The organism is Pseudorhodoplanes sinuspersici (assembly GCF_002119765.1).
Classification (GTDB): Bacteria; Pseudomonadota; Alphaproteobacteria; order Rhizobiales; family Xanthobacteraceae; genus Pseudorhodoplanes; species Pseudorhodoplanes sinuspersici.
This window is the reverse complement of sequence record NZ_CP021112.1, coordinates 1,798,226-1,824,787: the sequence shown is the minus strand read 5'-3', so window position 1 is coordinate 1,824,787 and position 26,562 is coordinate 1,798,226. Positions and strand designations below refer to the sequence as shown.

General features: G+C 61.7%; 24 protein-coding genes. 11 read left to right on the top strand and 13 right to left on the bottom strand.

Annotation, left to right across the window (positions count from 1 at the left end):
• Positions 1-30: 30 nt before the first annotated feature.
• The 7 genes from CAK95_RS08945 to dnaK all read right to left on the bottom strand — a co-directional run bounded on the left by CAK95_RS08945 (position 31) and on the right by dnaK (position 6,276).
• Positions 31-480, bottom strand: coding sequence for a GNAT family N-acetyltransferase (locus CAK95_RS08945; protein ID WP_086087601.1), 450 nt, complete (start codon positions 478-480; stop codon positions 31-33).
• Between the two features lie 9 nt (positions 481-489).
• Entirely contained in the window at positions 490-792 is a 303-nt protein-coding gene (locus tag CAK95_RS08940; RefSeq protein WP_086087600.1) for a DUF1330 domain-containing protein, read from the bottom strand.
• A 10-nt stretch (positions 793-802) separates the two neighbouring features.
• Positions 803-1,519 (bottom strand): orotidine-5'-phosphate decarboxylase, encoded by a 717-nt coding sequence (gene pyrF / locus CAK95_RS08935; RefSeq protein ID WP_086087599.1) that lies wholly within the window; start codon positions 1,517-1,519, stop codon positions 803-805.
• Entirely contained in the window at positions 1,516-2,097 is a 582-nt protein-coding gene (locus CAK95_RS08930; protein ID WP_086087598.1) for an NADPH-dependent FMN reductase, read from the bottom strand. Before CAK95_RS08930 ends, pyrF begins: the two co-directional genes overlap by 4 nt.
• A 165-nt stretch (positions 2,098-2,262) precedes the next feature.
• Entirely contained in the window at positions 2,263-2,874 is a 612-nt protein-coding gene (locus CAK95_RS08925; RefSeq protein ID WP_086087597.1) for a class I SAM-dependent methyltransferase, read from the bottom strand.
• 120 nt (positions 2,875-2,994) lie between these two features.
• Positions 2,995-4,137: a molecular chaperone DnaJ gene (gene dnaJ, locus CAK95_RS08920; RefSeq protein WP_425349703.1), complete on the bottom strand. Its 1,143-nt coding sequence runs from the start codon at positions 4,135-4,137 to the stop codon at positions 2,995-2,997.
• Positions 4,138-4,359: 222 nt separating this feature from the next.
• The gene (gene dnaK / locus CAK95_RS08915) at positions 4,360-6,276 is read right to left on the bottom strand and encodes a molecular chaperone DnaK (RefSeq protein ID WP_086087595.1); all 1,917 of its coding nucleotides are present in this window, start codon (positions 6,274-6,276) and stop codon (positions 4,360-4,362) included.
• Between the two features lie 949 nt (positions 6,277-7,225).
• Here dnaK and CAK95_RS08905 point away from each other — a divergent pair.
• A complete protein-coding gene (locus CAK95_RS08905) occupies positions 7,226-8,215 on the top strand; it encodes a hypothetical protein (RefSeq protein ID WP_086087593.1) in 990 nt (329 codons plus the stop codon).
• 91 nt (positions 8,216-8,306) lie between these two features.
• On the opposite strand, the gene grpE is transcribed toward CAK95_RS08905, so the two are convergent.
• The 3 genes from grpE to CAK95_RS08890 all read right to left on the bottom strand — a co-directional run bounded on the left by grpE (position 8,307) and on the right by CAK95_RS08890 (position 11,673).
• Positions 8,307-8,939, bottom strand: coding sequence for a nucleotide exchange factor GrpE (gene grpE / locus CAK95_RS08900; protein WP_086087592.1), 633 nt, complete (start codon positions 8,937-8,939; stop codon positions 8,307-8,309).
• Positions 8,940-9,065: 126 nt separating this feature from the next.
• Positions 9,066-10,157 (bottom strand): heat-inducible transcriptional repressor HrcA, encoded by a 1,092-nt coding sequence (gene hrcA / locus CAK95_RS08895; RefSeq protein WP_086087591.1) that lies wholly within the window; start codon positions 10,155-10,157, stop codon positions 9,066-9,068.
• A 67-nt stretch (positions 10,158-10,224) separates the two neighbouring features.
• Complete coding sequence (locus CAK95_RS08890; protein WP_086087590.1) at positions 10,225-11,673, bottom strand: MFS transporter; 1,449 nt, start codon at positions 11,671-11,673, stop codon at positions 10,225-10,227.
• Positions 11,674-11,940: 267 nt separating this feature from the next.
• On the opposite strand from CAK95_RS08890, the gene rph reads away from it, so the two are divergent.
• From rph to CAK95_RS08865, 4 genes are all read left to right on the top strand, one after another.
• Positions 11,941-12,654: a ribonuclease PH gene (gene rph, locus CAK95_RS08885; protein ID WP_086087589.1), complete on the top strand. Its 714-nt coding sequence runs from the start codon at positions 11,941-11,943 to the stop codon at positions 12,652-12,654.
• 11 nt (positions 12,655-12,665) lie between these two features.
• Positions 12,666-13,319 (top strand): RdgB/HAM1 family non-canonical purine NTP pyrophosphatase, encoded by a 654-nt coding sequence (gene rdgB, locus CAK95_RS08880; protein ID WP_245303804.1) that lies wholly within the window; start codon positions 12,666-12,668, stop codon positions 13,317-13,319.
• Between the two features lie 90 nt (positions 13,320-13,409).
• On the top strand, positions 13,410-14,573 hold the full coding sequence (gene hemW / locus CAK95_RS08875; protein WP_086091294.1) for a radical SAM family heme chaperone HemW: 1,164 nt from the start codon (positions 13,410-13,412) through the stop codon (positions 14,571-14,573).
• A gap of 276 nt (positions 14,574-14,849) precedes the next feature.
• Positions 14,850-15,782, top strand: a complete 933-nt coding sequence (locus tag CAK95_RS08865; RefSeq protein ID WP_086087587.1) for an IS110 family RNA-guided transposase — start codon at positions 14,850-14,852, stop codon at positions 15,780-15,782.
• A gap of 34 nt (positions 15,783-15,816) precedes the next feature.
• On the opposite strand, the gene CAK95_RS08860 is transcribed toward CAK95_RS08865, so the two are convergent.
• Positions 15,817-17,031 (bottom strand): penicillin-binding protein activator, encoded by a 1,215-nt coding sequence (locus CAK95_RS08860; protein ID WP_086087586.1) that lies wholly within the window; start codon positions 17,029-17,031, stop codon positions 15,817-15,819.
• Positions 17,032-17,175: 144 nt separating this feature from the next.
• Here CAK95_RS08860 and rsmI point away from each other — a divergent pair, with 144 nt between their 5' ends.
• Together rsmI and CAK95_RS08850 are read left to right on the top strand one after the other, a co-directional pair.
• Positions 17,176-18,084 carry a 16S rRNA (cytidine(1402)-2'-O)-methyltransferase gene (rsmI, locus tag CAK95_RS08855; RefSeq protein ID WP_086087585.1) on the top strand — a complete coding sequence of 303 codons (909 nt, stop codon included), beginning with the start codon at positions 17,176-17,178 and terminating at the stop codon, positions 18,082-18,084.
• Positions 18,032-18,454 carry a YraN family protein gene (locus CAK95_RS08850; RefSeq protein WP_183044284.1) on the top strand — a complete coding sequence of 141 codons (423 nt, stop codon included), beginning with the start codon at positions 18,032-18,034 and terminating at the stop codon, positions 18,452-18,454. Before rsmI ends, CAK95_RS08850 begins: the two co-directional genes overlap by 53 nt.
• Before the next feature lie 110 nt (positions 18,455-18,564).
• Here CAK95_RS08850 and CAK95_RS08845 read toward each other — a convergent pair whose 3' ends face one another.
• Positions 18,565-20,235 (bottom strand): methyl-accepting chemotaxis protein, encoded by a 1,671-nt coding sequence (locus CAK95_RS08845; RefSeq protein WP_086087583.1) that lies wholly within the window; start codon positions 20,233-20,235, stop codon positions 18,565-18,567.
• A 123-nt stretch (positions 20,236-20,358) separates the two neighbouring features.
• On the opposite strand from CAK95_RS08845, the gene gshB reads away from it, so the two are divergent.
• Together gshB and CAK95_RS08835 are read left to right on the top strand one after the other, a co-directional pair.
• The gene (gene gshB, locus CAK95_RS08840; RefSeq protein ID WP_086087582.1) at positions 20,359-21,306 is read left to right on the top strand and encodes a glutathione synthase; all 948 of its coding nucleotides are present in this window, start codon (positions 20,359-20,361) and stop codon (positions 21,304-21,306) included.
• Positions 21,307-21,386: 80 nt separating this feature from the next.
• Positions 21,387-22,364, top strand: a complete 978-nt coding sequence (locus CAK95_RS08835; protein WP_147413676.1) for a hypothetical protein — start codon at positions 21,387-21,389, stop codon at positions 22,362-22,364.
• On the opposite strand, the gene CAK95_RS08830 is transcribed toward CAK95_RS08835, so the two are convergent.
• A complete protein-coding gene (locus CAK95_RS08830) occupies positions 22,361-22,543 on the bottom strand; it encodes a hypothetical protein (RefSeq protein WP_086087580.1) in 183 nt (60 codons plus the stop codon). The genes CAK95_RS08835 and CAK95_RS08830 overlap by 4 nt on opposite strands.
• 112 nt (positions 22,544-22,655) lie before the next feature.
• Between CAK95_RS08830 and CAK95_RS08825 the strand changes: the two genes are divergently transcribed.
• Both CAK95_RS08825 and CAK95_RS08820 read left to right on the top strand, forming a co-directional pair.
• Entirely contained in the window at positions 22,656-24,194 is a 1,539-nt protein-coding gene (locus tag CAK95_RS08825; protein ID WP_086087579.1) for a YifB family Mg chelatase-like AAA ATPase, read from the top strand.
• 284 nt (positions 24,195-24,478) lie between these two features.
• Positions 24,479-26,425 carry an ATP-binding protein gene (locus CAK95_RS08820; RefSeq protein ID WP_245303682.1) on the top strand — a complete coding sequence of 649 codons (1,947 nt, stop codon included), beginning with the start codon at positions 24,479-24,481 and terminating at the stop codon, positions 26,423-26,425.
• Positions 26,426-26,562: the final 137 nt, after the last annotated feature.

Below are 26,562 nucleotides of genomic sequence, written 5' to 3'. Positions count from 1 at the left end.
ATATACCGGCTTGGGTCATCCTAGGAAAGCTCACTCAAGATATTTCGCCATCTGTATGCTGTCAGCCGAGATGCCGACAAGCTCCGCCGGGTCCCAGGCCTCCCTGACAAAACCCATGCGCTCGTAATAGCCGATAGCGTCCGGCGCTGCATTCACGACCAGCTTCGATATACCCTTCTGCCGCGCGAGGGCTTCGATCAAATCCGCCAGCACGCGGCCATAGCCTCTCCGTTGTTCCGCGCGCGTCACTGCGACGAGGCGAAGCGCCGCCACGCCGTCGCCCAACAGGTCGAAGCGCGTGGTTGCGACCCCAATACCATTGCACTTCAAGAGCAGCCGGAAGTGGTTTGGCTTGATCTCGTCGGGATGCGCGCTGTCGTAATCACGACGGCTGCGCGCCTCGAACAGCTCGGCGCGTCGAATCGCGTGGTATCGATCAAGATCGTCTGCGGTCGCGACCACTGCCAGTTCATAGACCATAAGCGAGCTCTAAGACTGCGGCGCGTCATATCCTTCGATGATGACGATGTCGGCGATCGAATGCGGCTGCCGCACTTTCAGGTTGGCCTGATATTCCGGCGAGTTGTAGCAGGCCAGCGCAGTCGCATAATCCGGAAACTCAATCACCACGTTGCGGCTGCGTGCTTCGCCTTCCGGGTTTTCAAACGGGCCGCCACGCACCAGAAAGCGGGCGCCGTATTTGGCAAAGATGGCCGGGTTCGCCAGTGTATAAGGCTTATAGCCTTCGTCGTTGTGAACATCGACGCGTCCGATCCAATAACCCTTTGGCATCGTTACCCCCTTAGGATGTTGCCTGTGCGACTTCGCGCACGATGGCATCGGCCGAAGCTTTCGGATCGGCAACGCCGGTGATCGGCCGACCGACCACGAGATAATCCGAACCCGCCTTGATCGCCGCAGCCGGCGTCATGATGCGTTTCTGGTCGCCGATATCCGCGCCAGCTGGTCGGATGCCGGGCGTCACCAGCAGACGATCGTTGCCGATCAAAGGCCGGAGCATTGCGGATTCTTCCGCCGAGCAGACGATGCCGTCGATGCCGAGTTCGCAGGCCTGCAAACTCTTACGTTCGACTTGTTGTCGCGCATTGCCGACATAGCCGGCATCCGTGACATCGCCATCATTGTAAGAAGTAAGGATCGTCACCGCCAAAATCTTCAACGGCGAACCACGGCTGGCATCGAGCGCCGCCTTCATCGTCTGCGGATAGGCATGCACGGTCAGAAAGGTCGCGCCGGTTTTGACGATGCTTTCGACGCCCTTGTTCACCGTATTGCCGATGTCGTGCAGCTTGAGATCGAAAAAGATCTGCTTGCCGTCCGCGATCAGTTCACGCGCGAAGTCGAGGCCGCCGGCATAACCCAGCTGATAGCCGATCTTGTAGAAAGAGATGCTGTCGCCGAGCTGCTTCACCAGCACCTGCGCGTCCTTTACCGACGGCAGATCGAGCGCGACGATGACGCGTTCGCGCGGCGAAACGTTCTTGCTGGCAGCCGTCATGTGTAGTGACTCGCAAATTGAATGAGGCTCTGCACGACGCCCTTCAGGCGCTTGCTGTTCGCCTCGTCCTTGAAATCATCCATCTCGTCGAAAGCGTCCGCGGCACGCGACACCGCGATCTGCTCAGGAATGACCAGCGCACCACAGCCGATCTCGAGAACTTGCCGCGCAGCCAGCAGCGAGCGCATCGCGCCATATTGTCCGTTCGATGCACCACCCAGCGCGAAGGCGCGATCCTTGTAGACCGCCAAAGGCGCCTCGCGGCCTTCACGCACACGCGACACCCAGTCGAGCGTGTTCTTCAGCAGCGGTGTGACCGATGCATTGTATTCGGGGCTGGCGATAAAGATGCCCTGATGCTGCTGCATCATCTTCTTCAGCATGATCGCCGCTTCCGGCGGACCGGACCGGCTCTCGAGATCGCCGTCATAGATCGGCATCGGATAATCGAGCAGCGAGATATGCGTCGTATCCGCGCCCGCCAACGCGAATTCCTTCGCGGCGCGTGCGGCCAGTTGCGCATTCATGGAACCGGTGCGGACCGACCCGGCAAAGACGAGGATTTTGGGAACGGGCATGGTGGGGAGGTTTTAGCGTGGATTTCGCGAGAGTCGACACGCCTCATGAGCCGTTCGTCCTCGCGAAAGCGGGGACCCAGAAAATGTTCTGCACAGCTTCCAAGGAAGCCTGGATCCCCGCTTTCGCGGGGATGAACGGAAAAGAGAGACGGGTCCGGTCCGATCCTAGGAAACCAGAGCCTTGCGATAGACCCACACGCGCGCGGGCGGCAGGTTCATCCAGATACGCTCGGAGGCTTCGGTCTGGACACGCGACAGGCCTTTCGGGATCGGCGGCGCCGCCATCGAATAGGTGAACTGCACAAAGGCTGCGTCGCGATGCATCAGGCCGAAGGCTTCGTTGATCAGCCGTAGACGCGTGCGCATCGGCTTGGTCAGCAGCGGCAGCCCCGAAACCACGGCAGCAGCCGGCTGCTGCAGCATCTCACCGAGCGTGCGTTTCAGGCTGTAGGCATCGCCCTGCAGCACCGTGGCTTCCGGGTAGCGCGCACGCAGGATGCGGCAGAAGGATGGATTGAACTCGACCAGCACCAGCCGGTGCGGCGCTACACCGCGCGCCACCAGCGCTTCGGTGACGGGACCGGTACCCGGCCCAAGCTCGATCACGGGACCTGGAATCTTGGTATCCACATAACGCGCCATAGTCCGCGCCAGCACTCGCCCGGACGGCGTCACGGCGCCGATCGCCAGCGGCTTTTCCAGCCACGAACGGATGAACCTCACCTCGTCGTCGAGGCGAAGGCCCTTTTTTTCGGCGAGGGAGGATTGTGGACGCATGGACTGGGGTTCTTGGCCGTTACGTTTGTGAAACTATTGTGACCCACCCAAGGCATAGCCGGTTTAGACTATGCCGCCAAGTATCCTGGCCGCCAAGTATCCCCGCCGGGATGCTTGTATTCAATCCGGACGATTGCCGAGCCCGTCGAAAAGTTCCTTCACTCGCGTGAAGAAACCGGTCGATTCCGGCTGGGTCTCGGTCGAGGAGAGCTTTTGAAATTCCTGCAGTAATTCGCGCTGACGCTTGGTGAGATTCTGCGGCGTTTCCACCACAACCTGGACGTACATATCGCCGGTCTGCTTGGAACGCAGGATGGGCATACCTTTGCCCTGCAAGCGGAAGCGTCGGCCCGATTGCGTCCCAGCCGGCACCTTCACCTTGTTGCGCGCACCATCGATCGCAGGCACCTCGAATTCGCCGCCAAGCGCGGCGGTGACCATGGAGACCGGCACACGGCAATGCAGATCGGCGCCATCGCGCTGGAAGATCGGATGCGAGGCCAGCGACAGGAAAATGTAGAGATCGCCCGCGCCGCCGCCGCGCACGCCCGCCTCGCCTTCGCCAGCAAGCCGGATACGGGTGCCGTCTTCCACGCCCTGCGGGATGTTGACCGACAGCATGCGCTCGCGCGTTACGCGCCCGGACCCGGAGCAGGACGGGCAGGGGTCCTCGATCACCTGCCCGCGGCCCTGACAGGACGGGCAGGTCCGTTCGAGCGTGAAGAAGCCCTGCGCCTGCCGCACCCGGCCCATACCGCCGCACGTGCCGCAGGTCTTCGGGCGCGTTCCGGCCTTGGCGCCGGAGCCCGAACAGGTTTCGCAGGTGACGGATGTCGGGATGTGGATTTCGGCGGTCTTGCCGTAATAGGCATCCTCCAGCGTGATCTCCATGTTGTAACGGAGATCGGCGCCGCGCTCGCGCCCGCCCGACGAGCGGCTGCGCGCACCGGCCATGCCGAAGATGCCTTCGAAGATATCGGAAAAAGCCGAGCCGAAATCGTTGCCGAAGCCGTGCGCGCTGGCTCCATTGCCCTGCTCGAAGGCGGCATGACCGAAACGGTCATAGGCCGCCCGGCGGTCGCCGTCTTTCAGGACGTCATAGGCTTCGTTGATTTCCTTGAATCTCGCCTCGCTCGACGCATCGCCCTTGTTGCGATCGGGATGCCATTGCATCGCGAGCTTGCGGAATGAACTTTTGATCTCGCTGTCGGTTGCCGTGCGGCTGACGCTGAGAGTTTCGTAATAGCAGCGCTTCGACATCAGCTAACGTCCCTCGATCACGATCGTGACCGATTTTAATGCGTTAGAGCATGATGTTGTCCGAAAACCGCGTCGCACTTTTCGGCATCATGCTCTCCCCCGAGGCCGTCATGCGCAGGAACCCCCGCGCATCCATCTTTTTCTGGAAAGATGGGACCCCCGGTCCAAAAACCGGGGGTGACGAAATGAGTTTGGCTTCTACTCCCGGACGCACATGTCCGAACGTCAAGCCGACTTCTTCTTGTCGTCGTCATCGTCGACCTCGGTGAATTCCGCGTCGACCACGTCGTCTTGCTTCGCTTCGCCGGAAGCGCCGGCATCACCCGAGCCGCCGTCCTGCTGCGCCTTGTACATCGCTTCGCCGAGCTTCATCGAAGCCTGCGCCAGCGTATTGGTCTTGGCCTCGATCGCCGCAGCGTCGGTGCCCTTCAGCGCTTCCTTCAGATCCGCGAGCGCATTCTCGATGGCGCGGCGATCAGGTTCGCCGACCTTCGAGCCGTGTTCGGACAACGCCTTCTCGGTCGAATGAACCAGCGCTTCGGCGTGGTTCTTCGCCTCGACGGCGGCTTTGCGCTTCTTGTCCTCTTCGGCATGCGCTTCCGCGTCCTTGACCATCTTTTCGATGTCGCCTTCGGACAAACCGCCCGAGGCCTGGATGCGGATCTGCTGTTCCTTGCCGGTGCCCTTGTCCTTGGCCTGGACGTTGACGATGCCGTTGGCGTCGATGTCGAACGAGACTTCGATCTGCGGCACGCCACGCGGCGCCGGCGGGATGCCGACAAGGTCGAACTGGCCGAGCATCTTGTTGTCGGCCGCCATTTCGCGCTCGCCCTGGAAGACGCGGATCGTGACGGCGCCCTGATTGTCATCGGCCGTCGAGAAGACCTGCGACTTCTTGGTCGGGATGGTGGTGTTGCGATCGATCAGACGCGTGAACACGCCGCCCAGCGTTTCGATGCCGAGCGAGAGCGGGGTGACATCGAGCAGCAGCACGTCCTTGACGTCGCCCTGCAGCACGCCGCCCTGGATCGCCGCGCCGATGGCCACGACTTCGTCCGGGTTGACGCCCTTGTGCGGCTCCTTGCCGAACAGCTGCTTCACGACTTCCTGGACCTTCGGCATGCGGGTCATGCCGCCGACCAGAACCACTTCGCCGATTTCGGCAGCCGAGAGACCGGCATCCTTCAACGCCTGACGGCACGGCTCGACGGTCTTCTGGATGAGATCGTCGACCAGCGCCTCGAACTTGGCGCGGGTGAGCTTCATCGTCAGATGCTTCGGACCGGTCGCATCTGCGGTGATGAACGGCAGGTTGATTTCGGTCTGCGTCGTCGAGGACAGTTCGATCTTGGCTTTTTCGGCGGCTTCCTTCAGGCGCTGCAAGGCAAGCTTGTCGCGACGCAGGTCGATGCCCTGCTCCTTCTGGAATTCATCGGCCAGATAGCCGACGAGACGCATGTCGAAGTCTTCGCCGCCGAGGAAGGTGTCACCGTTGGTCGACTTCACCTCGAACACGCCGTCGCCGATTTCGAGCACCGAGATATCGAAGGTGCCGCCGCCAAGATCGTAGACGGCAATGGTGCCGGACTTCGATTTGTCGAGGCCGTAAGCAAGCGCAGCCGCGGTCGGCTCGTTGATGATGCGGAGAACTTCGAGGCCCGCGATCTTGCCGGCGTCCTTGGTCGCCTGGCGCTGGGCATCGTTGAAGTAAGCAGGAACGGTGATCACCGCCTGCTCGACCTTATGGCCGAGATGGGCCTCGGCCGTCTCCTTCATCTTTTGCAGGATGAAGGCGGAAATCTGCGAGGGCGAGTAGGTCTTGCCGTCGACCTCAACCCAGGCATCGCCGTTGCTGGCTTTGGCAATCTTGTAGGGGACAAGCTTCTTGTCCTTTTCCACCGTCGGATCGTCATAGCGGCGACCGATAAGCCGCTTGACCGCAAAGATGGTCTTTTCCGGGTTAGTGACCGCCTGGCGCTTCGCCGGCTGGCCAACCAACCGCTCGCCGTCGTCCGTGAATGCGACGATCGAGGGTGTGGTGCGCATGCCCTCCGCGTTTTCGATAACCCGCGGGGTTGTTCCTTCCATCACGGCCACGCACGAATTGGTGGTGCCGAGGTCGATACCAATGACCTTCGCCATATCTCATTCCTCTCTTTCAGGCAGATCGGCCGGGCCCTGAGCCGGCACCCGGATGGACGGTTTGAGGCGGGTGTTGCCCGCCACGTCTGCTCCGACCCCCTCTATATGATCTCACGCCGCAGCCCTGCGGCGTCTTGGCTCATATAGGAGGAGCCCCTAGGGCCGCAAGGACTTGAGGGGGTTTTGCGCGTTGTTCGAGCGGGTCCGGGCCGTATCCGATAGACCGCGATCGGGCGATCGATCGTCGAAACGACGGGATCGAGCCAATCCGGGACGCCTCCGGTCTCCACAGGCGCCCAAAACCCCGTTTCGGCACCGCCAGAATTCTGGGGGCGAGTGAGGATCGGCTTCAGTGCTGCTGTGACCGGGAGCCCCAGCACATTGGGCCGGGTCAGGGCCAAAATATGGGCAATGTGAAAAACAAGCCAGGTGTGCAATTGCCATAACCGGAATGCCGAACCAGATCGCGCAAGGCCTCGGCCGAATGGCGATACTGATCGTCAACCATCCCGTCGGAAAAAGACGGCGCAGACTATCAAACGGACCACCGCGGCCATGAGACACACGGCGGAGAAAGCCCGCATGGACGAGACGCGAAACGAATTGGAAACAACGATTTTGGTCCGCAGCTGATTTTCGAACACCCGATGATCCGCGCACAGGGCCGCTGTCAGGACAACCATGGTTCGCCGCGCGACATGTGATGCGTTCACAACAGCGCGGTGAGCACACGGGAAGCTGGCGCATCGCATCGCTCAGGCGCGGCCAATGCACCTCGTAAGGTTACAACAGCGGCAGACGCGTCGCGCTCGCACAGCGGCGGCGCAATTCCAGACGATACGCTGCGAATGCCTTCAGTCCGCCCCGTTTGGTGGTACAGTCCAACGCCAGTCACTCGCGGCTATGCCTGTTCCCCACGCCCGGAACGCAAAATCGAAAAAGACCAAGCATGATCCTCCCACGCCTGATCCCGTCTCTTTTTGTTGCCGTTTTGACGCTCGCCCCGAGCACACTTGCCTCCTGGCAAGCCAAAGCGGCGGATGCCGTCTTCCCGGTGGGATCGCTGGTTGGCCTTACGCCACCAGCAGGAATGGTGGCATCCAGAACGTTTCCCGGTTTCGAAGATCGCGAAAAAAAGGCCGGCATCGTCATCACCCAATTGCCGGGTGAGGCCTACGAACAATTTCTCAAATCGATGAATTCGGGCGCGATCGAATTGCCCGGCGTCAGCAACGCCAAGCGTGAGATTTTGCTGACGGAAGGCGGCGCTGCGCATCTGCTGACCGGCGACCAGGAAGCAGAAGGCGTGAAATTTCGCAAATGGATGCTGATCACGCGCCGCGCGATCACCGGCCGCGGCGCGGATTCAACGATGGCCTTCGTTGTGACCGCGCAGGTGCCGATAGACGCTGAAGACGCTTATTCAGATGCAGACATCCGAAAGGCGCTCGGCTCGGTGGCGTTGCGCGCGAACGTCCCCACCAAGGAGATCCTCGACAACCTGCCGTTTGAAGTGAACGAGCTTGCTAAATTCGAAGGCGTTCGCTCGTTGATTCCCGGTCAGGCGATCATGCTGACGGAACAGCCGGGCATGGAACCGCCCGTCGATCGTCCGTTCCTGATGATTTCGGTCGGCGGCCCGGCTCCATCGCAAGCCAGCGATCGCGCGGCCTTTGCGACCAACATCCTTCGCGGAATCCAGGGCTTCAAAAACCTGAAGCCGGTGTTTGCCGAACCGATGCGAATCGGTGGCAAACCCGGCTACGAAATCCGGCTCGAAGGACAGACAATGGCGCACGATACCGACGTCATGATCGTGCAATGGATGCGGTTCAGCGGCACCGGCTTTATCCGCGTCGTCGGCGTTTCGCCCAAGAAGGACTGGGGCGAGACGTTCACGCGCTTCCGCGCCGTCCGCGACGGCATCGATACGCGTTGAAAATTACAATGGTCCGTTCGTCCCCGCGCTGAGGCCGGCGAAGCCGGACCCCGAGTGCGGGAATGAACGCAAGAGAATGGCTTTGGCCGATCTATTTGCTCGCGCCGGAATTATCGTTCGCAACGGGCTCAGCCGGCGCGGCCTTCGGACCGCCCTTGGATACTGCGACCAGCGCCGGACGCAAAATGCGCTCGCCGATCACATAGCCCGGCTGAACCACCTCCACGATCGTGCCTGACGGCACCGAGGGATCGGGAACCTCGTACATCGCCTGATGCAGGTTGGGGTCGAATTTCTCACCCTGCGGCTCGATCTTGCGAATGCCGTTCTTCTCCAGCGCCTTCTGCAAATCGCGCTCGGTCAGTTCGACGCCTTCGATCAGCGAGTTCACCGCCGCATCAGCACCAGTGCGAAGATCGGGCCCGACCGCCTCCAGCGCACGACGGAAATTATCGGCCACGCCCAGAATATCGCGGGCAAATGACGCGATACCGTATTGGCGCGCATCGGCGACCTCGCGCTCGGTCCGCTTACGGAGATTCTCCATATCGGCAAGCGCACGCAGCAGCCGGTTCTTCATCTCGGCGGTTTCGTCGACCATCAGGGACGGATCGACATACGGCTTGGAAACCTGCGGCTTCGAACCTTCGAATTTCTTTTCTTGCGCCTCGCCGGCATTTTCGGTCTCGGGCGCCTTCGCGTCGGGCCGTGGCGTATCGTTCATCGCGTCCGTCCAATGGCAATTCTGGGGGTGAATTTTTTGTTTTGACGCGTTTTCTTCACGCGAACCGGTACCCACTTCGCTCGAAAACGCTATTCGCCCCCGATATCAGAACTTGTGGCAGAAAAATCAAGTTCCCGTTTGCCCGGACAGCATCCGGGAGACCACCTTGGCGGTATAATCCACCATCGGGATCACCCGCGCATAATTCAGCCGGGTCGGACCGATCACCCCGAGAACACCGACGATACGGCCGGCGGAGTCGCGATAGGGCGCGATGATGGTCGAGGAACCTGACAGCGAAAACAATTTGTTTTCGGATCCGATAAAAATACGCACGCCATCGGCCCGCTCGGCCCGGCCCAGCAGATCGATCACTTCCCGCCGCGTCTCAAGATCGTCGAACAAGAGCCGCACCCGTTCCAGATCGTCCAGCGCCTTGAGGTCGTCGAGCAGATGCGACTGCCCGCGCACGATCAGCTTGCGATCGTCATTGTCGCCGCCCGACCAGCTCGCGAAACCAGCGGCGACGATCTTCTGGGTGAGTTGATCGAGCTCAGCCCGGCCGGCTTCGAGCGCCCTCTCCAGTTCGAGCCGGACTTCGGCCAGCGTCTTGCCGCGGATGTGCGCGTTGAGAAAATTCGATGCCTCGGTCAGCGCCGAGGTCGGCAATCCGGGTGGGATCGGCAGGATGCGGTTTTCGACCTGTCCGTCCTCCGACACCATCACCACAAGGGCGCGTTCGGGCTCCAGCCGCACGAACTCAACATGCTTGAGCAGTACATTCTGTTTCGCGGCCAACACCACGCCGGCGGCGCGGGTGAGACCGGACAGCAATCCGGACGCTTGCGTCAGCACGTTGTCATAGGACTGACCGCGTCCGGCGACCTGCGCCTCGATCGCGCGCTTGTCGGCCTCGTTGATGTCGCCGATCTGCATCAGCGCATCGACGAAGAAACGCAGGCCCAGCTCCGTCGGCAATCGCCCCGCCGATGTATGCGGCGCATAAATAAGCCCGAGCTGTTCGAGATCGGACATCACGTTGCGCACCGATGCCGGCGACAGCGACACCTGCAGCAGACGCGAGACATTGCGCGAGCCGACCGGTTCGCCGGTCGTCAGATAGCTTTCGACGATCTGCCGGAAGATGTCGCGCGAACGCTCGCTCAAATCCGCGAGCGAAATCTGGGACGAACCGATCGGAATATCGTGCGACGCCAACGCCTGTAACTCCTTTTCCGCTCAAGAATTGTCCATCTTGCAGGACGATTTCAAGCGCCGAATACGATCACACCTTACGCCCGAATAACAGGATCGTCCCGACCGGCAACACGAAAGCGACAATCGTGGCGACGATCAGCAGACCGCCCAGCTCACCATAATCGCCGCGCTGGACCACAAAAATCTGGTTGAGATATTTGGCCTGCAACTGTCCGGCGACCAATGCCATGTTCATCAGCGAGGCCATCAGCGCGAACCAGGTCGCGCGATGGCCCGCCGGCGCATAGAAGGCGATCAACGTCAGCAACGGGATCATGCTGAGTTGCGCGAACGGCGACGCCGCTGCGGTGTCGATAATCGCAATCGATCGCGCGCCGAAACCGAACACCCGCTCGGTCCATTCATGCAGACCGAAATACAATCCGATGCTGGGCAGCGACAGGATCGAACCAATCACCGCGATCCAGAACAGTGTCTTGGTCACCGAATATTCGGTGAGCTGTTTGGCGAACACCCACATCGCGATGATGGCGAGAACGGCACCGGTCTGCCGCAGCACGCCGTAGAACTGCTCGTCGAATTTCAGGATGTCGAGCGTCCACCAGAAATAGCCGTCGCCGATCGTCGGCGTCGCGCGAAACGCGAAGATGATGATCGTGGTGTAGAAGATCGCCATCCGCGATTTGTGATCGAGATCGCGCGTGACGAAGACCAGCATCGTACAGATCACGGCCATCGACAAAACGAAGATGAATTCCTGCGCATAGGGAACACTCCCCAATGCGAGCGCCAGCACGGCTGCGCCGAAGGCGAGGCCGCCACCGAGAATGCGCCAGTCGATCGGGCGCGGCGCAGCCTTCTCCTGCCCGATCACGAACACACCGCTGATCGAGATCAACGGAATCACAAGACCGATCAGAAACACGGTCTCGCGACCGAACAATCCGGCCAGCACGCCCGATAAACCTGCAACGGCAACGATGCCGGCCGACAGCGACAGGCGGCCGAGCACCTGCACCATGCCCAGTTCGGATTTGACTTCGCTTTCCGGCCTTTCCGCACCGGTTGCATCGACGCGCGGCACCACCTCGGTCGACATCGCATCGGCGACGACATCCTGGATCACGGTGCCGATCACGATCAGCAGCGCGCCAAGCACGTAAAGCTGATCCGGCCGCATGAACATCAGCCAGCCGCCGGACGAACCAGCCAGTATGACGAGTCCTGATGCCGTGAGCAGCGCACCAATGAGGATGTAAACCCGGCGCTGCGATCCAAAGATCGGTACGGAATCCACCAGTTCGCCGAACACCATCTTCACGGTCCAGGGTAGCGTGAGCCAAACGCCGATCCCCGCCAGTTCCGACGGCGTCAGGGTCAGGCTTTCCTTGATCCACATGTCACGGGTGACATCGATCAGCCCCAGTGCGCCATAGGCGAAATACACCATGATCAGCGGCACATAGGCCGGCCGAAATGCGCGAATTGGCCGCATCAGGTTTTCGAGAAACGCCATTTCGCCCTGCCTAGTGTGGCGGTTCAGAAGTCCGCATCATTCTCGCAGCGAGTCCGAAATGCGGGCTTCTGAACCAAAGCCACACTAGATTCAATGAGTTGCTAGTGTCCTTCGATTCCGAAATTCGCATAAGAGACCGCCGCGAAAGGATGCGAACTTCGGAATCGGGACACTAGACCTTCAAGAATCTGTTCTTCTACGCTTGTAGGCTGCGGCCATGCCTCCTAAAAGCCCCGCAGACCCATTGCCGATAAAAGGATTTGAACGATGCGGCCAAGCCGCCGGGCTCCCGATGAATTACGTGCCGTATCGCTGGAACGCAGCGTCGTGAAATATGCCGAGGGCTCATGTTTCGTGAAGTTCGGCGACACCCATGTGCTGGTGACCGCCACCCTCGAGGAGCGGTTGCCGCCGTGGCTGAAAGGCCAGGGCCGCGGCTGGGTCACCGCCGAATACGGCATGCTGCCGCGCGCCACCTCGGAGCGCACCCGCCGGGAAGCGAGCGCCGGCAAACAGGGCGGCCGCACCATTGAAATCCAGCGTCTGATCGGCCGCTCGTTGCGGACCATCGTCGATCTGGCCGCCCTCGGCGAACGGCAGATCACCATCGATTGCGACGTGATACAGGCCGATGGCGGCACCCGTACCGCCTCGATCACCGGCGCCTGGGTAGCGCTGCATGATTGCCTGCAATGGATGAAGGCACGCAACATGCTCCGTGGGGAAGTCTTGCGCGATCAGGTCGCGGCGATCTCCTGCGGTGTCTACAAGACCACGCCGGTGCTCGATCTCGATTATGCCGAAGATTCAGAAGCGGAAACCGACGCCAATTTCGTCATGACCGGGTCCGGCGGGATCATCGAGATTCAGGGTACAGCGGAGAAGACGCCGTTTACCGAAGAACAGCTTCTCGACATGTTGAAGCTTGCCCGCAAAGGCGTCGGCAAACTGGTCGACCTGCAAAAGATGGCGGTGACGTGAAGACTTCCCCTGTGGAGCGAACAGCGCATCGCCAGATCACGGGCCAGATCGTGATCGCGACGCATAATGCCGGCAAGCTGCGCGAGATGCGTGAACTGCTGTCGCTCTACGGTATCGAAGCTGTGTCTGCGGGCGAGCTCGGATTGCCGGAGCCTGAAGAGCCCGGTGCGACCTTTGCTGAGAACGCTGCGATCAAGGCAAAGGCGGCCGCATCCGCCTCGGGTCTGCCGGCCTTTGCCGATGACTCAGGTCTGGTTGTCGATGCACTGGGTGGCGCACCCGGCATTCATTCGGCGCGCTGGGCCGGACCGGACAAGAATTTTGCCCGCGCAATGGAAATGATCGATTCCATGCTGCGCGATCATGGTGCTCTCACACCGGCGCGCCGCACTGCGCATTTCGTGTCAGCGCTCTGCGTCGCCTGGCCTGACGGTCACACCGAAGAATTCGAAGCGACCGTCGAAGGCACGCTGGTCTGGCCGCCACGCGGCGATGCCGGCTTCGGCTACGATCCGATGTTTCTACCTGACGGTTACGAGCGCACCTTCGGCGAGATGACGTCCGAAGAAAAACACGGTTTGCCGCCACATGGCCTTGGCCTGTCGCATCGCGCGCGTGCTTTCATCAAACTCGCGGAGGCGTGTCTCTCGAAGCAAGCTGCCTGAGACGTGGCGCGCGGTTCCGGGTCGTTACAATTTTAATCATCGCCGTATTCACGCTGGCCGCCTGAGCCGCGGCACAGTAAGATGCTTAACATGACGTTAACGAATCCATCCGCAGCGGCCTTCGGCGTCTACATCCATTGGCCTTTCTGCTTGTCGAAATGTCCTTATTGCGACTTCAACAGTCATGTCCGCCACGGCGGCATCGATGAGTCGCGGTATGTGAAGGCGTTTCTGCGCGAGATCGAAACCACGGCCGCACGCGTGCCGGGCCGCACCGTCTCCACGATCTTCTTCGGCGGCGGCACGCCGTCGCTCATGAATCCAGCGACCGTGTCTGCGATCCTCGATGGTATCGCCAAACATTGGTCCGTGGCGCCGGATGCCGAGGTCACGCTCGAAGCCAATCCCACCAGCGTCGAAGCCGATCGCTTTCGCGGATTTCGGACAGCCGGCGTCAATCGCGTGTCGCTCGGCGTGCAGGCGCTCGACGATCGTTCACTCAAAGAGCTTGGCCGCCTCCATACGGCGGAAGAAGCCTTGAAGGCGGTCGGCATCGCCCGCTCCGTATTCGATCGCTATTCGTTCGATCTGATCTATGCGCGGCCGGGACAATCGACGCAGGACTGGTCCAAGGAACTGAACCGCGCGATCGCGGAAGCCGCCGAACATCTGTCGCTCTATCAACTCACCATCGAAGCCGACACGCCATTCTTTGCACTGCATGCCAGCGGCAAGCTGGTGACACCGAATGACGACATCTCACGCGACCTCTACGACGTCACGCAGGAGGTCTGCGACAAGTCCGGCCTTTCGGCTTACGAGATTTCCAATCATGCGCGGGCCGGCGCGCAGTGCCGGCACAATCTCGTTTACTGGCGCGGCGATGACTATGCCGGCATCGGGCCGGGCGCGCATGGGCGCCTGGAACAAGACGGACGCCGCTACGCCACAGCGACTGAAAAGCGGCCCGAGAGCTGGCTGATGCGTGTCGAGTCGCTTGGTCATGGCATCATCGTCGATGATGTGCTGACACGCGAGGAGCGTGCCGACGAATATCTCCTGATGGGCCTCCGCCTTGCGGAAGGCATCGATCCGAAGCGTTACGCCGCCATCGCCGGCCGCCCGCTCGATGACAAGCGCATCGCGATCTTGCGCGCAGAAGGCGCGGTTGAGACCACATCCGCAGGCCATCTGCGTGTCACGCAAGCGGCCTTCCCGATTCTGGATGCTGTGGTCGCGGACTTGGCGGCTTAAACTGATTGGCGGCTTAAACTCTTATGTCGTCCCCGCGAAGGCGGGGACCCATACGCCGTGTCATCTCGGCTGAATTGCAACTGCGCTTATAGCAAAGCGTCGTGGTTATGGGTCCCTGTGTGTTTGCAATGTGTCAGGATGGTTGCGGACGGGAGACCGTTGGGTCCCTGGTCGTAAGACCGTAGGCGGGCTTGGTCCCCGTCCGCCTTTGCTTCTTCCAACCTGAACAGTTGCACGAGGCCGGTGACACGGACCTCGCACCACAGGGACAGGCGCATGATCATAACCCGTGGCTTCATCGGAATCGACGTTTCAAAACATCATCTGGACGTGTTCGAGGGCGGCTTTGGCCGGGGTGAACGCATCGCCAATAGGCCGGAGGCTCTCGCGCCTCTGGTGGCGCGCTGGAAGAATGGCGGTGTCTTTGTGCTGTTTGAGGCGACCGGCCATTACGATGTCCGGCTGCGGCAGGCGCTCACGGCGGCGGGCATTGCCTTCGCTCGTATCAATCCCGCCCGCGCCCGCGACTTTGCACGGGCCGCCGGCTTTCTTGCCAAGACCGACAGGATCGACGCGCGCATGCTCGCTGCAATGGCGCAATCTCTCGCACCTGCGCCGGCCAAAGCGATCGACAGCGATCGCCAGGGTCTGGCTCTGGCGCACAAGCGTCGCGATCAACTCGTCCATATCCGTCAGCAGGAGCGCACCCGGCGGACGGAATGTCACGACGCCATATTGCTGGCGGATATCGAAGCGCATCTGCAATGGCTCGATGTCCGGATCGCGCAATGGGATGAACAGATCCGCTGTCTGCTCGCGCAATGCGAACGGCTCCATCCCATCGCCAAGTTGCTGCGCTCGATCCCCGGCATCGGACCTGTCGCGGCCACGACACTGATCGCGCTCATGCCGGAACTCGACGTCCTGCCATCAAAGCAGGTGACAGCCATCGCCGGACTGGCACCCTTCAACGTCGACAGCGGACAGCTCAGAGGCCTCCGCAGAATCAAGGGCGGACGGAAACGGGTCCGCGACGCCCTCTACATGGCCGCTGTCGCCGCCGCCCGATCGCATGACCGCTTCAGGACCGTCTATCGGCGCCTGCGCGCGGCAGGAAAGCCGGCCAAGGTGGCCCTCATCGCTGTCGCCCGCAAATTGCTCGTCACCGCCAATGCTGTCCTGCGCGACAAAACAGCATTCCAAACCTGAACACAGTTGCCCGCCTTCGCGGGGACGACTGTTATTAGGACGCAGACCCATTAAACGACTTCGGCGCCGGGCTCACGATTTGTCCGCCCCCGGCCGCCACACGCAGCACCGCAAGCCCTCGTTCGTTGGTACCGTCCGGCTTGAAGCGAAAGACGCCATCGATGCCGGCAAAGCCGGACGGATTGGTCAGTACTTCGTCGGTCGGGCGTTGCGGACCTTGCGTGCGGACCAGCGCAGCGACAAGAGCTGTAGCATCGTAAGCGAGCGTTGCCGTGCGCACCGGCTCCTGGCCGAAACGATTACGATAGCGCTGCGAAAAGCTGGCGAAACCTGCTGCATCCGGCGCGGCGTAAAGCCCGCCCTGCATGGCGCCATCATTGAAGATGCGCGGATCGTCCCACAGGCCGGTGCCCAGCAATTGCACGCGACGCGTATCGACACCGCCTGACTGCAGGGCCGACACGACATAGGGGACGGTATCGGCGCCATCCGGCACGAAGATCGCATCGGCGCCGCGCGCCGACTGCGCAACGATCTTCACCGACTCGCCAAGCTTGGTCCGGTCGGAAGGATAACGCTCCAGCGCAACGATGCGGCCGCCCTGCCGCGATACCTCTTCGCGGAACGTCGCCTCCACCACCGAGCCATAGGCGTTGTCCGGGACGAGACCGGCATAGGAGCGCTTGCCGGCGGAGGACGCGTATGAAAGCACCCGCAACACATCCGACTCGGGCAGAAAGCTCAGGAGATAGATGCCGCGCGCCGCGATACTGGCGTCTGTGGAAAATGCGATGACCGGAATACCGCGCGGCCGCGCCGTCTGACCGACCGAACGCACGGCTGGCGCAAACAGGGGACCAAGGATGATCTGGCAGCCCTCGTCCATCGCCTGTTCGGCGACCAAACGGGCCGTACCGGTATTGCCGCCATCGTCCTTGACCACAAGTTGCACGTCCGGGCTGTTGAATTCGGCGAGCGCCAGCTCCGCGGCGTTCTTCATCGATTGTGCGGCGAGGCCGGCATTGCCACCCGCCGACAGCGGCAGGATCAGTGCCGCCTTGAACTGCCCGGCACCGATAGCCCCCGTCTCCTGGGGCCCAGCAGCCGGCCCCTCGCCGACCGGCGTGCCGATCGTCGGCCCATTGCCTGCGCAACCGGTCAGACCCGCAGCCGCAAGCGACAGCGCGCTGACGCCAAAGCGGCGGCGAGACAAAGAAACAGAGTTCAGTAAAGTCCTGGACACAGACATAACCTCAGGAACGCGACGTAAGACTGGACAAGGCGCTGAAGTAAGGCCTGAAGAAAGTCCCCGAGGCAGCAATCTGGCATATTGTCATAAAATGGTTAACCACGGGGCAGGCATGTTGAGTTCGAAGTCTTGGGACGTGTTGCCATGACGCAACCCGAACGGCGGAGCGAGTTCCACATAGCCGGGACCAGATATGCCGCACCGAGACTGGCTGCCGGGCTTTATCTCGTTGCGACACCGATCGGCAACCTCGGCGATATCACCTTGCGGGCGCTGGAGACGCTTGCCGCCGCGGACCTCATCGCCTGTGAAGATACCCGCGTCAGCCGCAAGCTGCTGGATCATTACGGCATTGAAACGGCACTGACCCCTTATCACGAACACAACGCTGCGGTCGCACGGCCAAAGCTGCTTGGTCGCATCGCGGACGGCGCCGCCGTTGCATTGATTTCCGATGCCGGCACGCCACTGATTTCCGACCCCGGCTTCAAGCTGGTGCGAGAAGCACGAGATGCGGGCCTGTCCGTCACCGCTTTGCCGGGCGCGTCCGCGGTACTGACCGCGCTCGTTGCATCCGGCTTGCCTACGGACCGGTTTTTATTCGAAGGCTTTCTGCCCGCAAAGGCGACGCAGCGGCGCGCCCGCATCGCCGAACTTGCCCGCATCCCGGCGAGCATCGTGCTGTTCGAAGGCGGATCGCGCATTGACGACTCGCTCGCCGATCTCGCTGCGGCGTTCGGCGAACGGGAAGCTGCGATCTGCCGCGAACTCACAAAACTGCACGAAGAAGTGCGGCGTGACACACTCGCAGTGCTTGCCGCGCATTATGCGGGCGATTCGGAGACACGCGGTGAATTTGTGATCGTCATCGCGCCGCCAGCCGATGAGGCCGCGCCGGCAGCAGGCGATGTTGACGCGCTGATCCGGGCCGCGCTTGAGCGCGTCTCCGTCAAGGATGCTGTCGGCGAAATCGTCGCCGCCACCGGCCTGCCCCGGCGCGATGTCTATCAGCGCGCACTGGAGCTTGCGAAAGAGCGCAACGATGCCTCCTAAGCCGCCCGCTGCGCCCGAACGTCAGGTCGCTTTCAAGCTTGGCCTGTCGGCCGAGAACCGCGCCGCGGCTTTCCTGCTGGCGAAGGGATTTCGGGTCGTGGCGCGCCGCTGGCGTTGTCCGGCCGGCGAGATCGATATCGTGGCGAAGCGCGGCAATCTTCTGATCTTCGTGGAAGTGAAGGCGCGTGAGCGTCTTGTCGATGCCGCCTATTCCGTCACCGAGCGGCAGAAGCGCCGGATCGCTTCGGCTGCCGCTGGCTGGCTCGCCGATAACCCCGACGATGCCCTGTGCGATATGCGGTTTGACGCAATCCTGGTCGCGCCGCGATCATGGCCGCAGCACATCACGGCTGCGTTCGAGGCGGAATGATCGCCGTACTATAGGAGCGATGTCACCTCCCTCCGCTCATTCGCGCGAAGGCGGGAATCCAGTTCTTAGTCCTGGGTCCCCGCTTTCGCGTGGACGAACGGAGATACAGATCAAGCCGCGCGCAGCCGTTCGAAAAATTGATCCATCTGGCTGCGAATGCGTGACGCAAGCTGATCGAGCCGGTCCGATACATCCTGCGCAGCATCGGCATGGGTGCGGCTGATGCCGGTAGCCTCACTGACTTTACCAATCTGGTCGGCCGTATCAGCCGAGCGGCGCGATGCGGTTTCGACACTGCGGGCGATTTCCTGCGTCGCAGCACCCTGCTCCGTCACAGCCGCGGCGATGGCGCTCGAGATTTCGCCGAGATCGCGAATGGTGTTCTTGATCGCGCCGATGGCGGCGATCGAACGATCGGTGGCCTGCTGCATGCCGGCAATCTGCTGACCGATTTCTTCGGTTGCTTTCGCGGTCTGTCCAGCCAGCGCCTTCACTTCGCCGGCGACAACAGCAAAGCCGCGCCCCGCCTCGCCGGCACGCGCCGCTTCGATCGTTGCATTGAGCGCCAGCAGATTGGTCTGTTCGGCAATCTCATTGATCACACGAATGACGTCGCCAATCCGTTGCGCCGCATCGCTCAATTCATTGACCGTCCGATTGGTCGATTCCGCCTCGTCCACAGCCTTGATGGCAATCTCGTGCGACTGCGAAACCTGGCGTTCGATCTCCATCACCGACATGGCCAGTTCATCGGCAGCCGAAGCAATGTCGCGCACATTGGCATTGGATTCAGCCGACGCTTCGGTGGCACGGCTGGTGCGATCCAGCGTGATATTCACGGCATTGGTCAATTCGGTCGACGCCGTCTTGGCGCGGCGCGACATTTTCATCAGATCGCTCAGCGTGCCTTCAACGTCAGCGGAAAAGCGGGCGGCTTCTGCGGCGATTGCCTCCTGCTGCTTCTGCCGCGCCTCGGCATCGCCGCGCACGGTGCTGGTCAGTTGCTCGTTGTGGCGCATGGCGGCCTGGAAGACCGCGATCGAGGTCGCCAGCGCGCCGATTTCGTCACCACGCCCGCGATAGGGAATGGCGACGTCGAGTTGACCATCGGCCACTTTCTCGGTGACGCGCGTGATCGCAGCCAGCGGACGAATGCAGGATCGCCAGACGATAATGGTGCCGACGGCCGCAAGTGCGAGGAGCAGCGCCGCCAGTGCCGCCAGGAGCAACGCGAAGCGGCGGGCGCCGGCATCGATCTCGGCATAAAGGCGCTTCGAGCGCTGCGCATAAGTCTGCCCCAACGCTTCGATATCGCGGGTCAGCACCACGTAACCGGCATCAGTTTCGCCAAACTCACGCAGCATCGCCTTGTCGCCGGGACTACGGCTGACCAGATCGCGCCACGCTTCCTGGAATGTTTTCAGGCGCTGCGAGAACGCCTCGAATGCATCCTTTTCCTCTGGCTTGATGTTCCACTGCAATTCGGTGACCGCATCGCCCAGCCGGTCATTGAAAGCAATCAGCCGCGTCGCGGCGACCCGCCGGGAAGAGTCATTGGGCGCCATCACCAGCCCGCGCGACTCCATGACCACGGCATGGATCAGCGAATTGACCCGCTCCAATTGCCGCGCACCATCGTAAGTTGCGCGAAACTCATTGGTCAGGACGGCATGGCGGCGCGCATTCAGAACGGCGACGACGGCAATCGCCAGCGTGACTGTCGCGAGAAGCGCGAAAATGGCATAGAGCTTGGCCGCGATCGTCAGTCTTCGGAATGCCACGGCGAACGATCCATGAACTTGGCAGGGGTTGCGTTGCAGGATGGCAGGTATTTATTAACCCCAAGTTTTGCCGCGCCCCCGACACGCCCTTCCCTTTGAAAATCGCAAGAAGAACAAAGACCTATGCCCCTTGATGTTGCCGTCCAGATGGACCCGATCGAGCGGATCAATATCCGCGGCGATTCCACTTTCGCATTGATGCTCGAGGCCAAGGCGCGCGGCCACCGGCTGTCCTACTACACCCCGGACAAGCTGGCGCAGCGCGGCGGCGAAGTCTTTGCCACCGTGCAGCCTGTGGAGGTCCGCGACGAACTCGGCAATCACGTCACGCTGGGCGAGGCAAAGCGGGTCAATCTGCAATCCTTCGACGTCATCCTGCTGCGGCAGGACCCGCCTTTCGACATGTCCTATATCACCACCACGCATATGCTGGAGCGTGTGCATCCGAAGACGCTGGTGGTGAACGATCCCGCGCATGTGCGCAACGCGCCGGAAAAGATCTTCGTCATGGAATTTTCCGACCTGATGCCGCCGACTTTGATCACGCGCGATCTCCATGAGATCAAGTCGTTTCGCGAGGAGCATGGCGACATCGTCATGAAGCCGCTTTACGGCCACGGCGGCGGCTCGGTCTTCCGGCTGACCAAGGACGACCTCAATTTCGGTTCGCTCTACGACCTGTTCGCGACCACGTTCCGAGAACAGTGGATGGTGCAAAGCTTTCTGCCCGCCGTGAAACATGGCGACAAGCGCATCATTCTGGTGGACGGCGAATATGCCGGCGCCGTGAACCGTGTGCCGGCGCCGGACGACCTGCGCTCCAACATGGTGCGTGGCGGATCGCCGAAGGAAACCGAACTGACCCCGCGCGAACGTGAAATCTGCACGCGGCTTGGACCGGCCTTGCGCGAGCGCGGACTGATCCTTGTCGGCATCGACGTGATCGACGGCAACCTGACCGAGATCAATGTCACGTCGCCGACCGGCATTCGCGCGATCCGCAATGTCGGCGGCCCCGATGTCGCAGCGATGGTCTGGGACGCGATCGAGGCGAAGCGGAAAGCATCGTAAGCGCGCAGTGGGCGCTTTTGCCCGATTGTCACGGCAATCGAGCGTGCGCTAGCGTGGCTGAAACTTGAGCCTCTCCGCCCGTGTCCTTGAACAGCGTCCTCCATCTCACTCGAAGCGGCCTGTCCGCTGCCATCGCAATAGCGTTGCTGGCCGGCTGGACTATTGATGCGTCCGCGGCCGGGCCCTGCCGTTTCGCCAAGCGTCCGCCGGTCGTGCTGAAAGACACCGGCGGCTTTTGCCAATTCGATCCCGACACGCAGGTCTTTGCCGGCACCCCGGCCGAACAGGCGCGCTGCCTGCTCAATCCGGTTGAGCCGGTCGGGCGGCTTGGCTTGCCGCTGGAAGCACTGCCGGGTGCCATCGAAAAGCGCGTCGGGAGTGATGCCGATCTGCCATCACACGAAACGCTGGTGACATTGCTGCGCGAGCGCGGCGCGGCCGAAGATCTGATCAACAATCTTGCGCGGCCCGTGTCGCATGCGCATGACAACGATCCGCTAGCGCGCTCAGCGACCTACATCGTCTTTCACGATACCTCGACGCCGAATTATCGCACGCAGCCCTGGCCGCTCTCGATCGACGATGACCCGAAGATCAATAATCTTGCGCGTTACGAATGCTCGAACGACATCGAGCGCGCGCATGTGTTCATCAACCGCGGCGGCGCGATCTTGGCTGCACATGATTTCTCGGTGCCATGGCGCGCAACAAAGTTCGAGAGTGCAAGAAACTTCGGCAGCGCGCTGAAGGGACTGTTTCTGCACATCGAATTGATTCAGCCGCGCCGCGCTCTGCGCAGCTATGGCCGACGCAACGATTTTCTTGCGCCTGATCCGGGCTTTTCGCAGGCCCAGTACGATTCGCTGGCGCTGGTCTACACAGTGGCAAGCCGCAGAGCCGGCTTCTGGCTTATTCCTGCCTTCCACTCAGTGCTGGATGAAGGCATCCGCAACAAGCACGACGATCCGCAGAATTTCCAGCTCGAGGCGTTTGCGCAAAGCCTCGACAATCTCGTCCGCGAACTGCACACGCAAACGGCTGCGAAAAAGAACGACTAAGCGTCTTCTCGCGAGGCCAGTTCCTCCATTTCGATCTCTTCCATATCGATTTCTTGCAGCGTACGGCCGGCGCGCATCTGCTCAATCAGATGTTCAAGGTTGAAGCCTGCTGCTTCAGCTTCCATGCGGGCGCGGCGCGCCTGTGCGACTTCATCCTGCAACGATTTCAGATCGACCATAGCTTGCTCCTGTCCCTGTGCCAGAACGCTAGCGTGAGTCGTTTTGTTCTGCAAATGTTCTTGTCAGCGGTATTTGAATCCGCTAGCCTGTTTTCATTGGCAGGGGCGGCCGATGGTTCAGCGCGTTTCCACAGTGGCATTCGAGGGCATCGAAGCCCGCGCGGTCGACGTGCAGGTGCAGGTCGCACCCGGCCTGCCGGCCTTCCACGTCGTCGGCCTCGCTGACAAGGCTGTATCGGAGGCACGGGAACGCGTCCGCGCTGCGCTGATCGCCTCCGGGCTGGCACTGCCGGCGCGCCGCATCACCGTCAATCTGGCGCCTGCCGATCTGCCGAAGGAAGGAAGCCATTACGATCTGCCGATTGCGCTCGGCCTGATGGCGGCAATCGGCGCCATTCCTCACGACGCCCTGTCTGGCTTCACGGTGCTTGGCGAACTCGGTCTCGACGGGTCAATTGCGCCGGTTGCCGGTGTGCTGCCCGCAGCTATCGGCGCCAACGCGCGCGGTGAAGGACTGATCTGCCCGAAAGCCTGCGGACCGGAAGCGGCCTGGGCCAGTCCGGAAATGGAGATCATCGCTGCCGGTTCGCTGATCCAGCTCGCCAATCATTTTCGCGGCACGCAGGTGCTGTCGCGCCCGCAACCGAAGATCCGCGAAAGCGAAGCGACGCTGCTCGACCTTATCGACATCAAGGGACAGGAAAGCGCCAAGCGTGCGCTCGAAGTGGCCGCCGCCGGCGGCCATAATCTTTTGATGATCGGTCCGCCCGGCGCCGGCAAATCGATGCTGGCGGCGCGATTGCCGTCGATCCTGCCACCGCTGACACCCGACGAATTGCTGGAAGTATCGATGATCGCCTCGGTCGCGGGCGAGATTGCCGACGGCTCCCTGACCAACCGTCGGCCGTTCCGCGCCCCGCATCATTCGGCCAGCATGCCGGCTTTGGTTGGCGGCGGATTGCGGGCGCGTCCAGGCGAAGTGTCGCTCGCCCATCGTGGCGTTCTCTTCCTCGATGAATTTGCAGAGTTTCAGGGCCAAGCGCTGGATTCGCTGCGTCAGCCTTTGGAGACCGGCGAGGTGTCCATCGCTCGCGCCAATCATCGCATCACTTATCCGGCGCGCTTCATGCTGATCGCAGCGATGAATCCCTGCCGCTGTGGTCGCGCCAGCGATCCGGGCTATGCCTGCAAGCGCGGAGCCAATCTTCGGTGCGCCGCCGATTATCAGATGCGGATCTCCGGTCCGCTGCTCGACCGCATCGATCTGCATATCGAAGTGCCGGCTGTGACCGCCGCCGATCTGATCCTGCCGCCACCGTCAGAGGGCAGCACCGAAGTCGCGGCGCGCGTCGCCCGGGCCAGGGACATTCAAGCGATGCGTTATGCTGACCTCGGGCTACCGCAAATACGGACGAATTCTCAGGCGTCAGGCGCGATGCTGGAAGAGGTTGCGCGGCTCGACAAAAGTGGCGTCGCCCTGCTGCGCGAAGCCGCCGATGCCATGCAATTGTCCGCGCGCGGGTATCATCGCGTGCTTCGCGTCGCGCGGACTTTGGCCGATCTCGATGGCGCCGACCTTGTCGGACGCATCCATCTCGCCGAAGCGCTATCCTATCGCGCGTTGTCCGACGACATGCGCCGCGCGGCCTGACTTTCTGTGTTGGCGCGTTTTCTTCACGCGAACCGGTGTCCACTTCCCTCGAAAACGCTCTAAGACCCATAAAATTTTAGATATTTTCGAGAGGCACGGTTAACCGCCGGCGCACACGCTGAGCCGTCCGTGCGGGGATTAAGGGCTATCGCAATCCCTTTTCGTCACTCTCCGCAAAGACAAATGGCGCCGTCTCCAGAGCACGATCCGGGAAAGCGGAACCGTTTTTCCGAAAGCTCGTGCTCTCAAGGAAAACAACGAGCGTCGCGAACGGGGTGTCGGGCATGCCGGTGAATGGGGTGCGGGTGCGCAGCTTGCTGTTCCGCTTTACGCGGATGGCTTTTCTGTTGCTCGCCGGATTCTGGGTTGTCACCGGATTCATGATCGGCGCCACGAGTGGCGTTGTGACATACGACCCTGCCGCTTTTGCCATCGGCATTTCCGGCTTATTCGCGATTGCCTGCGTTGCGCTGGCCGTCCTTCTCTATCGCAATCGCCAGCTGCGTGCCGATGTCCGTCAGACAAAACAGCACAACGAAGAATTGTCGGATCGTATCTGGCACATGCATGAGGCCGACGAGCGCACGCGCGCATTTCTCGTCTCGCAAGACGAGATGATCGGGCAACGAAGCCGCGAGTCAGCCTTGACCGAAAGTGCATTGGCGGAAGCGCGCGATCAGGCGGAAGCCGCAAGCCGGGCAAAATCACGCTTCCTTGCGACGGTGTCGCACGAGATCCGCACGCCGCTGAACGGCATCATCGGCATGGCCGATCTCCTGCTTGATACGCGTCTCACGCCAGAACAAACGACCTATACCCGTGCCGTGAAGACTTCGGGCGAAACGCTGCTGTCGCTGATCGAAGAGATCCTCGACTTCTCGAAGATCGAGGCCGGCCGCATTGATCTTGAGGCGCGCCCCTTTGCGCTGGGCGCGATGATCGAGGATGTCGCCGAACTCCTCGCCACGCGCGCGCAGGCCAAGGGGCTCGAAATCGCCAGCGATATCGACGAGCGCCTGCCTGCACGCGTTATCGGCGATCAGACACGACTGCGTCAGGTGCTGATGAATCTCGCCGGCAATGCTATCAAATTCACCGACAAGGGGGGCGTCGCCATCGTGGTCGAACCGGGTGCCCTGCCGGGCGAGGTTCTGTTCAAGGTGCAAGACACCGGCGTCGGCATCACGCCGGACGAGCAGGCCAAAATCTTCCGGGAATTCGAACAGGGCGAGGCCGGCATCGGCCACGCCGACGGCACCGGCCTTGGGCTTGCCATCTCCAAACGCATCGTCGAAGGCATGCAGGGGCGCATTTCGGTGGAAAGCGTCCCCGGCGAAGGCGCATTGTTCGAAGTGGCCGTTCCGTTGCCGGCACCGGACGAGGCCGACGAGACAAAGACGTTCGCCGCGCCTGCCCTTGCTGGGCGAACGGTGATGATCGTTGCGCCATCATCGATCGAGGCGCCGTTGATCGCACGCCGCCTGACGCGATGGGGCGCCCGCGTTGCCATTGCGCCGAATGAAGCGGTGGCCATGGCTTTGCTGCCCGAGCAGGACTGGAGCGCAATCCTGATCGATCACGCCGTGAGCGCGGATGCAATCGGGACCTTGCTGGCCGCAACACGTTCGGTGCCGTGCCGTCTTGTCACCATCACCCCAGCCGCGCGCAGCGAATTGGACGGCCTGAAAGCGAACGGTTTCACCGGCTATCTGGTGAAGCCGGTGCGGGCCGCGTCACTTGCGGAACGCATGCGCCTGAACAGCGACGGCTTTGCCAAGCTGAGCGACAGCCTCCCAACCGATGCTCCGCACGGCCGGCGCGACCATTCCAAGGGACTATCGATCCTTGTTGCCGAGGACAACGAAATCAATGCGCTGCTCACGCGCGCGTTGTTGCAGAAGCTTGATCATCGCCCGACCGTTGTCGCCAGCGGCGATGCGGCGATGGATTCATTCCTGGCCGCCCACACAGCCGGCGAGCCCTTCGATCTCATTCTGATGGATCTGCGGATGAGCGGCATCGACGGCCTTGAAGCCACACGCCGCATCCGCGCGCTGGAGGGTGCAAGTGGCGCGCGGCACACACCAATCGTCGCACTGACCGCGAATGTCTCCGCCGATATCCGCGATGCCTGCATGGCCGCGGGCATGGACAATTTCCTGACCAAACCACTGGACCGCGAAAAGCTCGCCGCCATTGTGGAGATCTATCCCCGCGCCATGGCGGCATAGACGCGCCACACGCTGTCACAAAACGGTTGGGAAAAAGCGCTTTCTACTGGCACGCGGCTTGATCAGATTTGGTCCCTTGGCCGGGCAGGGCCTTGCATGCAAAGCCAGACCTTCACGTCACACCGCCGGTTATTTGG